The sequence below is a fragment of the Streptomyces sp. NPDC034084 genome (assembly GCF_055575535.1).
Genome location: NZ_JBVISK010000006.1, coordinates 374,766 through 386,599, shown reverse-complemented (window position 1 = coordinate 386,599; position 11,834 = coordinate 374,766). Strand labels below are relative to the sequence as shown.

The 11,834-nt window shown below is 72.0% G+C and carries 14 protein-coding genes and 3 tRNA genes; 6 read left to right on the top strand and 11 right to left on the bottom strand.

The window, feature by feature from the left end; all coding sequences use genetic code 11:
* Nucleotides 1-21: 21 nt before the first annotated feature.
* The 5 genes from ACZ51I_RS23510 to ACZ51I_RS23490 form a co-directional block, all read right to left on the bottom strand.
* Entirely contained in the window at nt 22-450 is a 429-nt protein-coding gene (locus ACZ51I_RS23510) for a MaoC family dehydratase (RefSeq protein ID WP_468879110.1), read from the bottom strand.
* 2 nt (nt 451-452) lie between these two features.
* Entirely contained in the window at nt 453-905 is a 453-nt protein-coding gene (locus ACZ51I_RS23505; RefSeq protein ID WP_030687915.1) for a MaoC family dehydratase N-terminal domain-containing protein, read from the bottom strand.
* A gap of 82 nt (nt 906-987) precedes the next feature.
* The gene (gene rpmG / locus ACZ51I_RS23500; RefSeq protein WP_003956487.1) at nt 988-1,152 is read right to left on the bottom strand and encodes a 50S ribosomal protein L33; all 165 of its coding nucleotides are present in this window, start codon (nt 1,150-1,152) and stop codon (nt 988-990) included.
* A gap of 88 nt (nt 1,153-1,240) precedes the next feature.
* A tRNA-Met gene (locus ACZ51I_RS23495) sits at nt 1,241-1,313 on the bottom strand.
* A 44-nt stretch (nt 1,314-1,357) separates the two neighbouring features.
* Nucleotides 1,358-1,430 (bottom strand) — tRNA-Thr (locus tag ACZ51I_RS23490).
* A 206-nt stretch (nt 1,431-1,636) separates the two neighbouring features.
* Here ACZ51I_RS23490 and ACZ51I_RS23485 point away from each other — a divergent pair.
* Together ACZ51I_RS23485 and ACZ51I_RS23480 are read left to right on the top strand one after the other, a co-directional pair.
* Nucleotides 1,637-2,917 (top strand): amidohydrolase family protein, encoded by a 1,281-nt coding sequence (locus tag ACZ51I_RS23485; RefSeq protein ID WP_468879106.1) that lies wholly within the window; start codon nt 1,637-1,639, stop codon nt 2,915-2,917.
* A gap of 2 nt (nt 2,918-2,919) precedes the next feature.
* Nucleotides 2,920-3,576 carry an SDR family oxidoreductase gene (locus ACZ51I_RS23480; protein ID WP_468879103.1) on the top strand — a complete coding sequence of 219 codons (657 nt, stop codon included), beginning with the start codon at nt 2,920-2,922 and terminating at the stop codon, nt 3,574-3,576.
* A gap of 53 nt (nt 3,577-3,629) precedes the next feature.
* Here the strand turns inward: ACZ51I_RS23480 and ACZ51I_RS23475 are convergent.
* A tRNA-Tyr gene (locus ACZ51I_RS23475) sits at nt 3,630-3,711 on the bottom strand.
* 172 nt (nt 3,712-3,883) lie between these two features.
* On the opposite strand from ACZ51I_RS23475, the gene ACZ51I_RS23470 reads away from it, so the two are divergent.
* From ACZ51I_RS23470 to ACZ51I_RS23455, 4 genes are all read left to right on the top strand, one after another.
* Nucleotides 3,884-4,375: a YajQ family cyclic di-GMP-binding protein gene (locus ACZ51I_RS23470; protein ID WP_030687924.1), complete on the top strand. Its 492-nt coding sequence runs from the start codon at nt 3,884-3,886 to the stop codon at nt 4,373-4,375.
* 88 nt (nt 4,376-4,463) lie between these two features.
* Nucleotides 4,464-4,961, top strand: a complete 498-nt coding sequence (locus ACZ51I_RS23465) for a methylated-DNA--[protein]-cysteine S-methyltransferase (RefSeq protein ID WP_468879101.1) — start codon at nt 4,464-4,466, stop codon at nt 4,959-4,961.
* Entirely contained in the window at nt 4,958-5,587 is a 630-nt protein-coding gene (locus ACZ51I_RS23460) for an alpha-ketoglutarate-dependent dioxygenase AlkB family protein (RefSeq protein WP_468879099.1), read from the top strand. The genes ACZ51I_RS23465 and ACZ51I_RS23460 overlap by 4 nt, the downstream gene beginning before the upstream one ends.
* A gap of 10 nt (nt 5,588-5,597) precedes the next feature.
* Complete coding sequence (locus ACZ51I_RS23455) at nt 5,598-6,836, top strand: APC family permease (RefSeq protein ID WP_468879097.1); 1,239 nt, start codon at nt 5,598-5,600, stop codon at nt 6,834-6,836.
* Nucleotides 6,837-6,849: 13 nt separating this feature from the next.
* Here the strand turns inward: ACZ51I_RS23455 and ACZ51I_RS23450 are convergent, their stop codons facing one another.
* The 5 genes from ACZ51I_RS23450 to ACZ51I_RS23430 all read right to left on the bottom strand — a co-directional run bounded on the left by ACZ51I_RS23450 (nt 6,850) and on the right by ACZ51I_RS23430 (nt 11,809).
* Entirely contained in the window at nt 6,850-7,242 is a 393-nt protein-coding gene (locus ACZ51I_RS23450; RefSeq protein WP_468879094.1) for a YccF domain-containing protein, read from the bottom strand.
* Nucleotides 7,239-8,102 (bottom strand): zinc metalloprotease HtpX, encoded by an 864-nt coding sequence (gene htpX / locus ACZ51I_RS23445; protein WP_468879091.1) that lies wholly within the window; start codon nt 8,100-8,102, stop codon nt 7,239-7,241. Before htpX ends, ACZ51I_RS23450 begins: the two co-directional genes overlap by 4 nt.
* A gap of 146 nt (nt 8,103-8,248) precedes the next feature.
* Entirely contained in the window at nt 8,249-8,698 is a 450-nt protein-coding gene (gene mscL, locus ACZ51I_RS23440) for a large conductance mechanosensitive channel protein MscL (protein WP_468879088.1), read from the bottom strand.
* A gap of 34 nt (nt 8,699-8,732) precedes the next feature.
* Nucleotides 8,733-10,250, bottom strand: coding sequence for an NADH-quinone oxidoreductase subunit N (locus ACZ51I_RS23435; protein WP_468879642.1), 1,518 nt, complete (start codon nt 10,248-10,250; stop codon nt 8,733-8,735).
* Between the two features lie 5 nt (nt 10,251-10,255).
* Nucleotides 10,256-11,809 (bottom strand): complex I subunit 4 family protein, encoded by a 1,554-nt coding sequence (locus tag ACZ51I_RS23430; protein WP_468879639.1) that lies wholly within the window; start codon nt 11,807-11,809, stop codon nt 10,256-10,258.
* Nucleotides 11,810-11,834 lie beyond the last annotated feature (25 nt).

Here is an 11,834-nt window from a genome sequence, read left to right as displayed (position 1 = left end):
GCTCGTACGGGGCTCGTACCGTCAGGCGAGGCGGACCACGGCCCGGGACATGCCCAGGACCTTCTGTCCGGCGCTCATGGCGGTGAGGTCGACCCGCACCCGCTGGTCGTCCAGCTTGGCGGCGACCTTGGCGGAGACCTCGATCAGCGCACCGGTCTCGTCGTTGGGGACGACGACCGGCTTGGTGAAGCGGACGCCGTACTCGACGACGGAGGCGGGGTCGCCGGCCCAGTCGGTGACGACGCGGATCGCCTCGGCCATGGTGAACATGCCGTGGGCGATGACGTCCGGGAGGCCGACCTCGACCGCGAACTTCTCGTTCCAGTGGATGGGGTTGAAGTCCCCGGAGGCACCGGCGTACCGCACGAGCGTGGCGCGGGTCACGGGGAAGGTCTGCGCGGGCAGCTCGGTGCCGACCTCGACCTCGTCGTAGGCGATCTTCGCGGTCATGGTCAGGCCCCCTCGGGTGCGCGGGACACGAGCTTGGTCCAGGCGGTGACGACGTGCTCGCCGGAGGCGTCGTGGACCTCGCCGCGGATGTCCAGGATGTCGTTGCCGGCGAGGGACTTGATCGCCTCGATGGTGGAGGTGACCGAGAGCCGGTCCCCGGCGCGTACGGGCCGGGTGTAGGCGAACTTCTGGTCGCCGTGGACGACGCGGCTGTAGTCGAGGCCCAGCTGCGGGTCCTCGATGACGGCGCCGGCCGCCTTGAATGTGATGGCGAACACGAAAGTGGGCGGGGCGATCACATCGGAATGCCCGAGCGCCTTGGCCGCCTCGGTGTCGGTGTACGCGGGATTGGCGTCACCGATCGCCTCGGCGAACTCGCGGATCTTCTCGCGGCCGACCTCGTAGGGCGCGGTGGGCGGATAGGTCCGGCCCACGAAGGACTGGTCGAGCGCCATGGACTCGATACCTCCAGGATTTGTTGCCGACAAACGACACGAGGCCGCCCCCGAGTGGGGACGGCCTCGTGTACGAGCCTGATTAACGCGTCTCGCGGTGCGCGGTGTGCGAGTTGCAGCGAGGGCAGTGCTTCTTCATCTCAAGACGGTCCGGGTTGTTACGCCGGTTCTTCTTGGTGATGTAGTTCCGCTCCTTGCACTCCACGCAGGCCAGCGTGATCTTCGGGCGGACGTCGGTGGCAGCCACGTGAGTGCTCCTTGACGGACGGGTGGACGGATGAACGCATAGAAGAGTAGCCGATCGAAGGACCGACCCCACAATCGGCTACTGTCTGTAGCGGTGACCGGACTTGAACCGGTGACACAGCGATTATGAGCCGCTTGCTCTACCGACTGAGCTACACCGCTTTGATGATCCGGACCCCGCCCGAAGGCGGGACCCCTCTCACCAGAGCCCCAATACGGAATCGAACCGTAGACCTTCTCCTTACCATGGAGACGCTCTACCGACTGAGCTATTGGGGCGAGCGAGGAAGACATTACACGGTCCCCGGCCCATCGCCCAAATCCGTTTCCCGGCGGCCTCGCGACGGCCCTCACCAGGCGTCTCGTACGCCACTCGTGGCCTCATCGGTACGACTAATGCGCTCCTCCTCGAAGCTCGCTCCGAGCGCCCCTAGGCTCGGCCCCACGCTGCGTGATCTTGATCTTGAGGAGCCTTGAGGAGCCCGATGTCAGCCGACAGCAAGCAGCCCCAGCCGCCCGAGGACGGGGCCGCCACCACCGCCGACTCGACGTCGCTCCTGCTCTCCCACGCGCGGCTCACCGACGGACGGACCGTGGACGTACGGCTCGTCGGCGGCCGGATCGAGGCCGTCGGCACCGCGGGCAGCCTCACCGCCGTGGGAGCCCGCGTCGACCTCACCGGCTACCTGCTGCTGCCCGCCGCCACCGAACCCCACGCCCACGCCGACACCGCGCTCTCCGCCGACACCCCAGGCCCCGTCTCGTACGCCCCCGAGGAGGTGCAGCGGCGGGCCACCGAGGCGGCGCTGCTCCAGCTCGGCCACGGCGCGACGGCACTCCGCGCGCACGTGCGCATCGGCGACGTCCAGGGACTCGGCCCCCTCGAAGCGGTGCTCCAGGCCCGGCGCTCGCTGCGCGGCCTCGCCGACCTGACGGCCGTCGCCGTGCCCCGGCTCCTCACGGGCGTCGCGGGCGCGGACGGGCTCGCGATGCTGCGGGACGCGGTGAAGATGGGCGCCGGCGTGGTCGGCGGCTGCCCGGAGCTCGACCCGGACCCGGCCGGTTACGTGGAGGCGGTCCTGGAGGTCGCGGCCGAGCACGGCGTCCCGGTCGACCTGCACACGGACGGGGACGACCCGGCCCGGCTCGCGCGGCTCGCGGCGATGGCCGGCGGGATGCGGCCCGGGGTGACGATCGGGCCGTGCGCCGGGCTCGCCCGGCTCCCCTCCGACGCGGCACGGCGGGCGGCGGACCAGCTGGCGGCGGCGGGGGTGACGGTGGTGTGCCTGCCGCAGGGCGGCTGCGGGGGTACGGAGCTGCGCGGGGCGGCGCCGGTGCGGCTGCTGCGGGCGGCCGGGGTGCGGGTCGCGGCGGGCGGCGGCGCGCTGCGGGACGTGGCCAACCCGGTGGGCCGGGGGGACCCGCTGGAGGCGGCGTACCTCCTGGCCTCGCTCGGCGGTCTCGCGCCCCAGGAGGCGTACGGGGCGGTGAGCGCGGAGGCGCGGGCGGTGATGGGCCTCCCGGAGGTGCGGGTGGAGGCCGGCTTCCCGGCCGAGCTGCTCGCGGTGCGCGGCGAGCGTCTGGCGGGCGTGCTCTCCCTCGCGTACAGCCGGATCGTGGTGCACCGGGGGCGGGTGGTGGCGCGGACCAGCGCGGTGCGGGAGTACTGCGACTCGGCGGCCGCCCTGGACCTGCCGCGCCAAGGGCGCCCGGAGCGGCCGCCCGAGCCGGGGAGCCCTCCGGCCGGACCCGTCGTACGGTCGTGAGTATGCGCATCGTCATCGCTGGAGGACACGGACGGATCGCCCTGCGCCTGGAGAGGCTGCTCTCGGCGGCCGGGCACGAGGTCGCGGGGATCATCCGCACACCCGAACAGGGCGCCGATCTGCGGGAGGCGGGCGCCGAGCCCGTCGTCCTGGACCTGGAGTCGGCGTCGGTCGAGATGGTCGCCGCGGTGCTGCAGGGCGCCGACGCGGCCGTCTTCGCGGCGGGCGCGGGCCCGGGCAGCGGCGCCGCCCGCAAGGACACGGTGGACCGCGGGGCGGCGGTCCTGTTCGCCGACGCGGCGGAACGCGCGGGCGTGCGCCGCTACCTCGTCGTCTCCTCGATGGGCGCGGACGCCTCCCACCCGGGCGACGAGATCTTCGACGCCTACCTCCGCGCGAAGGGCGCGGCCGACGACGACGTCCGCTCCCGTACGGCCCTGGAGTGGACGATCCTGCGCCCCGGCTCGCTGACGGACGACGCGGGCACGGGCATGGTCCGCCTGGAGGCGCGCACGGGCCCCGGCCCGGTCCCCCGGGACGACGTGGCCGCGGTCCTCGCCGAGCTCCTCGAGACCCCGGCGACCGCCGGCCTCACCCTGGAACTGACCGCCGGCTCGGTCCCGCTCTCGGTCGCGGTGAAGGACGTGGCCGGAAACTGACCCGGAACGACGAAGAAGGCCCCCGGTGCGAGCACCGGGGACCTTCTTCAGTGTGGCGACGCCAGGATTCGAACCTGGGTAGGCTAAGCCGACGGATTTACAGTCCGCTCCCATTGGCCACTCGGGCACATCGCCATGGGTTTCGCTGCCTTGGTTCCCCGCCTTCCGGCGGTGTTCCGTGGCAACGACGTAAACAATACCTGATCCCCGGGGGTGCTTCGCCACCGGATTGATCAGCGATTCGGCCGGCGGCTCACCCCCTAGGCTTTGGGGCGTACCCCAGCATCCGAGCAAGGAGCCACGAGTCATGGCCGACTCCAGTTTCGACATCGTCTCCAAGGTCGAGCGGCAGGAGGTCGACAACGCCCTCAACCAGGCCGTGAAGGAGATCTCCCAGCGCTACGACTTCAAGGGAACCAACGCCTCGATCTCCTGGTCGGGCGAGAAGATCCTGATGCAGGCGAACGGCGAGGAGCGCGTCATGGCGATCCTCGACATCTTCCAGTCCAAGCTGATCAAGCGCGGGATCTCGCTCAAGTCGCTGGACGTCGAGGGCGAGCCGCAGCTGTCCGGCAAGGAGTACAAGCTGTTCGCCTCGGTCCAGGAGGGCATCTCCCAGGAGAACGCCAAGAAGGTCGCGAAGGCCATCCGTGACGAGGGCCCCAAGGGCGTCAAGGCGCAGGTGCAGGGCGACGAGCTGCGGGTCAGCTCGAAGAGCCGGGACGACCTGCAGGCCGTGCAGGCGCTGCTCAAGGGCAAGGACTTCGACTTCGCGATCCAGTTCGTGAACTACCGCTGACGGTCGTGTCCGAATACCGCCAGCCTCGCGCCCGGCGGTCCCCGCACACTGGGTCTCGGGAAGACCCGTGCGGGGAGAGGAACCAGTCATGACCGTGTACGCGTACGCCGACGGCCCCCTGGGCGAGATGCTGCTCGTCGGGCAGCTCGCCGAAGGGGGCCGGGCCGTGCTGCGCTCGCTGTCCCTGCCGGGGCAGAAGGGCGCCGTCGCGGTCGGGGACGGCTGGACGCTCGCGCCCGAGGCGTTCGCCGAGGTCTCCCGGCAGCTGGGCGAGTACTTCGCCGGCCGCCGCGACCGCTTCGACCTGCCGACCGCCGGTGACGCCGGGACCGCGTTCCAGCGGCGCGTCTGGCAGGCCCTGGAGGAGATCCCGTACGGGACGACCGTCTCGTACGGGGAGATCGCCCGGCGCGTCGGCTCGGCCGGCGCCGGGGTGCGGGCCGTCGGCACCGCGATCGGGCGCAATCCGCTGCTCGTGGTGCGGCCCTGCCACCGCGTGATCGGCGCCGACGGCAACCTGCGCGGGTACGCCGCCGGGCTCGACCGCAAGGAGCGGCTCCTCGGCCTGGAGGGAGCCCTCGCGTGACCGAGGGGCTCTTCCCCCGGGAGCGGGCCGAGATCGGGCCCGGGGCGGTGCATGTGCCCGCGTGGCTCCCGTTCGCGCGGCAGCGGGAGCTCGTGGACGCCTGCCGGGAGTGGGGGCGCGGACCCGTCCCGTACCGGCGGACGGTGCTGCCCGGCGGCGGCGTGATGTCGGTGCGCTCGCTGTGCCTGGGCCGGCAGTGGGTGCCGTACCGCTATCTCGACACGGTCGGTGTCCCCCTGCCGGACTGGCTGGTCGCGCTCGGCCGGGAGGCGCTCGTCGAGGCGTACGGGGACGACGGGGGTTTCACGCCCGACACCGCGCTCGTGAACTTCTACGCGCCCGGGGCGCGGATGGGCATGCACCAGGACCGGGAGGAGCGGTCCGGGGCGCCCGTGGTGTCGCTGAGCCTCGGGGACCGGTGCGTGTTCCGCTTCGGGAACGAGGAGAACCGCGGCCGGCCCTACCAGGACGTCGAGCTGGCCTCCGGGGACCTCTTCGTCTTCGGCGGGGCTTCGCGGTGGGTCCACCACGGGGTTCCCAAGGTGTTCCCGGGCACGGCCGAGCCGGCGCTCGGCCTGGCCGGGCGGCTGAACATCACCCTCAGGGAGACCGGCCTCAGCGTCTAGTGTGCGGGGCATGACACCGGAACTGCGCCGCTCCCTGGGCCTCTTCGACGCGGTCGTGATCGGTCTCGGTTCGATGATCGGGGCCGGGGTCTTCGTCGTGCTCGGGCCCGCCGCGGACGCGGCCGGCTCCGGGGCGGGGCTGCTCTGGGCGCTGGGGGCCGCTGCCGTCGTCGCGTACTGCAACGCCATGGCCTCCGCGCGGCTCGCCGCCCGTTATCCGGCCTCCGGCGGCACCTATGTGTACGGTCGCGAACGCCTGGGTGAGTTCTGGGGGTACCTGGCCGGCTGGGCGTTCGTCGCCGGCAAGACGGCCTCGTGCGCGGCGATGGCGCTGACGGTCGGGGCGTACGTGTGGCCGGAGCAGGCGCACGCGGTGGCGGTCGCGGCCGTGGTGGCCCTGACAGCCGTCAACTACGGCGGAATCCAGAAGTCGGCACTGCTCACGCGGGTGGTCGTGGCGCTGGTCCTCGCGGTGCTCGGCTGCGTGGTCACGGTCTCCTTCCGGGCCGGCGGGGCGGGCGTCCCGACCGTCGGCGGGGAGCTCACGACGGGCGGGGTGCTCCAGGCCGCGGGTTTGCTCTTCTTCGCATTCGCGGGGTACGCGCGGATCGCCACGCTCGGCGAGGAGGTCCGCGATCCCGCCCGCACCATCCCCCGGGCCGTGCCGCTCGCGCTCGGCCTCACGCTCGCCGTCTACGGGCTCGTCGCGGTGAGCGTGCTCACCGTCCTCGGCCCCTCCGCCCTCGCCGACTCCCCCGCGCCGCTCGCCGACGCGGCCCGCGCGGCGGACGCGGACTGGCTGGTGCCGCTGGTCAGGGCGGGCGCGGCCGTCGCGGCGCTGGGCTCGCTCCTCTCGCTGATCCTCGGGGTGTCCCGTACGACCCTGGCGATGGCCCGGGACGCCTACCTGCCGACGGCGCTCGCGGCCGTTCACCCCCGCTTCCGGGTGCCGCACCGGGCGGAGCTCGCGGTGGGCGCGGTGGTGGCCGTGGTGGCGGCGACGGTGGACGTGCGGGGCGCGATCGGCTTCTCGTCGTTCGGCGTGCTCGTCTACTACGGGATCGCGAACGCCTCCGCCTGGACCCTCGGCGGCCGCGAGCGGTACCTGGCCGCGCTCGGCCTCGCCGGCTGCGCCGCCCTCGCCTTCGCCCTCCCCCTCGGCTCGGTCCTGGCGGGCGCGGGGGTGGTGGCGGCGGGCGTGGTGGCGTGGGCGACCGGCCGGGGACGCGCGCTACCCCCGCGCGCGTGAGGCCCGGGGCACGTCAGCGCGTGCCGTACGCCCGGTCCGACGGGACGATCTCCTTGCCCAGGGGCAGCAGCGACACCGGGATCAGCTTGAAGTTCGCGATGCCCAGCGGGATGCCGATGATCGTGATGCAGAGGGCGATGCCGGTCGTGATGTGTCCCAGCGCGAGCCACCACCCGGCGAGGACCAGCCAGAGGATGTTGCCGACGACGGACGGCGTGCCCGCGTCGCGGCGGTCGACGACGGTGTGGCCGAAGGGCCAGAGGGCGTACAGGCCGATCCTGAAGGCGGCGAGGCCGAAGGGGATGCCGATGATCGTGACGCAGAGCAGGACGCCCGCGAGCAGGTAGCCCAGGAACATCCAGAAGCCGCAGAGCACCAGCCAAATGATGTTGAGGATCGTCTTCACGGGCGTCGACCTGCCATCTGTTCGAGCCGGGCGATCCGCTCGGCCATGGGCGGATGCGTGGAGAACATCTTGGAGAGCCCCTGTCCGGGCCGGAAGGGGTTCGCGATCATCATGTGGCTGGCGGTCTCGATCCTCGGCTCGGGCGGCAGCGGCAGCTGTTTGGTGCCGGCCTCCAGCTTCCGCAGGGCGCTGGCGAGGGCGAGCGGGTCGCCGGTGAGCTGGGCGCCGGAGGCGTCGGCCTCGTACTCGCGGGAGCGGGAGATGGCGAGCTGGATGACCGAGGCGGCGAGCGGGCCGAGGATGAGGATCAGCAGGTAGCCGAGGATGCCGGGACCGTCGTCGTCGTTGGAGCGGCCGACCGGGATCAGCCAGGCGAAGTTGACCAGGAACATGATCACGGAGGCGAGTGCTCCGGCGACCGAGGAGATGAGGATGTCCCGGTTGTAGACGTGGCTCAGCTCGTGTCCGATGACTCCGCGCAGCTCGCGTTCGTCGAGGATCGCGAGGATGCCCTCGGTGCAGCAGACGGCGGCGTTGCGCGGGTTGCGGCCGGTCGCGAAGGCGTTGGGCGCCTGCGTCGGCGAGATGTAGAGCCGGGGCATGGGCTGCCGCGCCTGCGTGGACAGCTCGCGCACCATCCGGTAGAGCGCGGGGGCCTCGAACTCGCTCACGGGCCGGGCGCGCATGGCCCGCAGCGCCAGCTTGTCGCTGTTCCAGTACGCGTACGCGTTGGTGCCGAGCGCCACGAGCAGCGCGACGATCAGCCCCGTACGCCCGAAGAAGCTGCCGATGACGATGATGAGGGCCGATAGCCCTCCGAGGAGGACGGCGGTCCTCAGCCCGTTGTGCCGGCGGTGCACGGTACGCCCTCCAGGTGATGCGGCAGGGGAACCCTTCGCTGCGTGGTCGTCCACTCGTCCAGTGGACCCTCCCGTACGGGTCAACGCCAGGCGGGAGGTTCGGGTTCCCCGGCGCGCCCGGGGTGCCGTGCGGGCCGTACGGGTGATCAGCGTGCGACGGGGATCTTGTCCAGGAAGGTGGGGACGGGCTCGACCTCGCTGGTGCAGTGGGCGCAGCGGGAGGCGATGGCCGGGATCTCGGTGAAGCAGCGGGGGCAGTCGCGCTTCTCGGCCTTGGGGTCGAGGGCCTCTTCCCTGGCGAACCGCGCCTGGATCTTCGTCATGGGGAGGACGATGAGGAAGTAGAGGACCGCGGCGGTGATGACGAACGCTATGGCGGCGGCGATCGCCAGACCGTAGGGGAAGTCGGTCCTGCCGATGGTGAACTTGGCCTCGCTGAAGTCGCCTACCGAGCCGGTGGCGAGGCCGATGAGCGGGGTGATGAACGCCTTGCTGAAGCCCGTGACGACGGCGGTGAACGCCGAGCCGACGGCCAGACCGATGGCCATCGAGACGACGTTTCCGCGCAGTATGAAGTCCTTGAATCCGTTCAGCACGGGGTGTCGCTCCTCGGTGTCTCCGTGTGGCGGGTCAGAAAAGGCCGTCCGTCGCGAAGCGGAGCGCGAACTGCGGGTAGCCCGACAGCACGGCGCCGCCGGCGGCGGTCAGCACGATCGCCAGGGTGACCGGCGCGGCGGCCTTGTGCGTGACGGGGGCGCTTGCGGGCGCGCCCTCCGGCGCGCGGAAGAGCAGGGCCGTCCAGCGCAGGTAGTAGTACAGCGCGATCACGACGTTGACGCCCATGATCACGGCCAGCCACCCGAGGCCCGCGTCGACGGCCGCCGAGAAGACGGTCACCTTGGCGAAGAGGCCGATGATACCCGGGGGCAAACCGGCAAGATTCAGGAGGAAGAACCCGAGGGCGAGGGCGGCCGCGGGGCTGGCGGCGTACAGGCCCCGGTAGTCCGCGATCCGGTTCTCGGGGTGGGTGCGGGCGACGAGGGCGACGACCGCGAAGGCGCCGAGGTTCACGACGGCGTACATGAGGGCGTACGCGACGGTGGCGCCGATCTGGTCGTCGCTGGAGTACGCGGCGGCCGCGATCGGCACCAGGAGGTAGCCGGCCTGGGCGACGGAGGACCAGGCGAGCAGCCGAACCGCGCTCCACGCGCGCGTGGACAGCTGGCGGAGCGCGGCGACGTTCCCGGCGGTCATGGTGAGCGCGGCGAGGGCGGCGAGGGCGGGGCCCCACACGTCCGCGTACGACGGGAACGCGACGACCGTCACCAGGATCAGGCCGGTGAAACCGACGGCCTTCCCGACGACCGAGAGGTAGGCGGCGACGGGCAGCGGGGCGCCGACGTAGGTGTCGGGCACCCAGAAGTGGAAGGGGACGGCGGCCGTCTTGAAGGCGAAGCCGACGAGGGTGAGGGCGACGCCGGCCTCGGCGAGCGTCTGGAGCTGCCCGGGGACGTCGTCGAGGCGCTGGGCGACCTCCGTGAGGTGGAGGGTGCCGGTCGCCGCGTACACGAAGCTGACGCCGAGGAGGGTGACGGCGGTCGCGGTGACGGAGGAGAGGAAGAACTTGAGCGCGGCCTCGCCGGACATGCGGTCGCCGCGCTTGAGGCCGACGAGCGCGAACGCGGGCAGCGAGGCCACTTCGAGGGCGACGACGAGGGTGGCCAGGTCGCGGGAGGCGGGCAGCAGGGCGGCGCCGGCCGCCGAGGAAAGCAGCAGGAACCAGTACTCGCCGGCGGGGAGCTGCTCGCGGGTCGCGTCCAGGGAGAGGAGCGCGGTGAGCAGCGCGCCGGCGAGGACGAGCAGCTGGATGACGAGGGTGAAGCGGTCGGCGGTGTAGCTGCACGCCGTGGTGTGGGTGGCGGCGGTGAGACAGAAGGTCTCGCGGTCGCCGGCGCGCAGCGGCAGGAGGAGGGCGAGGGCGGCGGCGAGGCCGCCGATGGCGGTCCAGCCGAGGAGCCGCTTGCGCTCCTGCGGGACGAAGAGGTCGGCGACGAGGACGACGAGCGCGACCACGGCGGTGAGGGTCGGGGGCGCGATCGTGAGCCAGTCGACGGACTGGACGAGCGACTCGCCGGCGGACGACGTCACTGGGGTCACTGGGTGCCTCCCGCGAGGAGCTTCTGGACGGCCGGGTCGGTGAGGCCGAGGAGGACGGCGGGCCAGAGTCCGGCGAGGACGGTGAGGGCGACGAGCGGGGTCCAGGCGGCGAACTCGTACCCCTGGACGTCGGCGATCGCCGTCTCCCCCGCGGGTCGCGGGCCGCCCATGCAGACGCGGCGGACGACGACGAGGAGGTACGCGGCGGTGAGGAGGGTGCCGAAGGCGCCGATCGCCATGAAGGTGAGGAAGGCGGGGCGGCTGAGGCCCTCGGCGGGGTCGAAGGCGCCGAAGAGGGCCAGCATCTCGCCCCAGAAGCCGGCCAGGCCGGGCAGTCCGAGGGAGGCGACGGCGGCGAAGGCGAGGAGGCCGCCGAGGCGGGGGGCGCGGCCGTAGAGGGCGGCGCCCGTGGCTCCGGCGAGGGTGTCGAGGTCGGCGGTGCCGTAGCGGTCCTTGACCGCGCCGACCAGGAAGAACAGCAGGCCGGTGATGAGGCCGTGGGCGATGTTGGCGAAGAGTGCGCCGTTGACCCCGGTGGGGGTCATGGTGGCGATGCCGAGGAGGACGAAGCCCATGTGGCCGACGGAGGAGTACGCGATGAGGCGCTTGAGGTCGCCCTTGCCGCCGGGCTTCGCGAGGGCGAGGCAGGCGAGCGATCCGTAGATGATCCCGGCGACGGCGAAGGCCGCGAGGTACGGGGCGAAGGTCCGCATGCCGTCGGGGGTGATCGGCAGGACGATGCGGACGAATCCGTACGTGCCCATCTTGAGCAGGACGCCGGCGAGGAGGACGGAGCCGACGGTCGGGGCGGCGGTGTGGGCGTCCGGGAGCCAGCTGTGCAGCGGCCACATCGGGGTCTTCACGGCGAGCCCGAGACCGATCGCCAGAACGGCGATGACCTGCACCGATGTGGTCAGTCCCCGGCCGTTGTCGGTGGCGAGTGCCACCATGTCGAACGTGCCCGCCTTCACGCCGATGAGGAGCAGGCCGAGCAGCATGACGACGGAGCCGAGCAGCGTGTAGAGGATGAACTTCCAGGCGGCGGCCTGCCTGCCCTCGCCGCCCCAGCGGGCGATGAGGAAGTACATCGGGATGAGGACCATCTCGAAGGCCAGGAAGAACAGGACGAGGTCGAGGACGGCGAAGGTGGCGAGGGTGCCGGACTCCAGGACGAGGAGGAGTGCGACGAAGGCCTTGGGGGAAGGCCCGCTCGGCATCGTGAAGTAGCTGTAGAGCGCGCAGAGGAAGATCAGCAGCGCGGTCAGGACCAGGAGGGGGAGGGAGATGCCGTCGACACCGAGGTGGATGCGCACGTCGAGTGCGCTGATCCAGCTGATGTCCGTCGTGGCCTGCATCGTCGACGGGTGGTCGTGGTCGAAGCCCAGCGCGAGGACGATCGCGGCCAGCAGGACGGCGCCGGTGACGGTGACGCCGTGGCGGAGCACGGCCTGGTCGGGTGACGTCCCCTTCAGTCCGGGCGGGGCGGGGAGGAGAGCGGCGGCGGCGCCGACGAGCGGGCCGGCGACGATCAACGCGAGAAGGAACTGCATCACGGATTCGCTGATATCGATCACG

Excerpts from the sequence above, each read along its gene's own strand:
- ACZ51I_RS23505 (WP_030687915.1), bottom strand. The coding sequence starts at position 905 with ATGGCGCTCGACCAGTCCTTCGTGGGCCGGACCTATCCGCCCACCGCG.
- ACZ51I_RS23470 (WP_030687924.1), top strand. The coding sequence starts at position 3,884 with ATGGCCGACTCCAGTTTCGACATCGTCTCCAAGGTCGAGCGGCAGGAG.
- ACZ51I_RS23455 (WP_468879097.1), top strand. The coding sequence starts at position 5,598 with ATGACACCGGAACTGCGCCGCTCCCTGGGCCTCTTCGACGCGGTCGTG.
- ACZ51I_RS23480 (WP_468879103.1), top strand. The coding sequence starts at position 2,920 with ATGCGCATCGTCATCGCTGGAGGACACGGACGGATCGCCCTGCGCCTG.
- ACZ51I_RS23430 (WP_468879639.1), bottom strand. The coding sequence starts at position 11,809 with ATGCAGTTCCTTCTCGCGTTGATCGTCGCCGGCCCGCTCGTCGGCGCC.
- ACZ51I_RS23465 (WP_468879101.1), top strand. The coding sequence starts at position 4,464 with ATGACCGTGTACGCGTACGCCGACGGCCCCCTGGGCGAGATGCTGCTC.
- ACZ51I_RS23510 (WP_468879110.1), bottom strand. The coding sequence starts at position 450 with ATGACCGCGAAGATCGCCTACGACGAGGTCGAGGTCGGCACCGAGCTG.
- ACZ51I_RS23485 (WP_468879106.1), top strand. The coding sequence starts at position 1,637 with ATGTCAGCCGACAGCAAGCAGCCCCAGCCGCCCGAGGACGGGGCCGCC.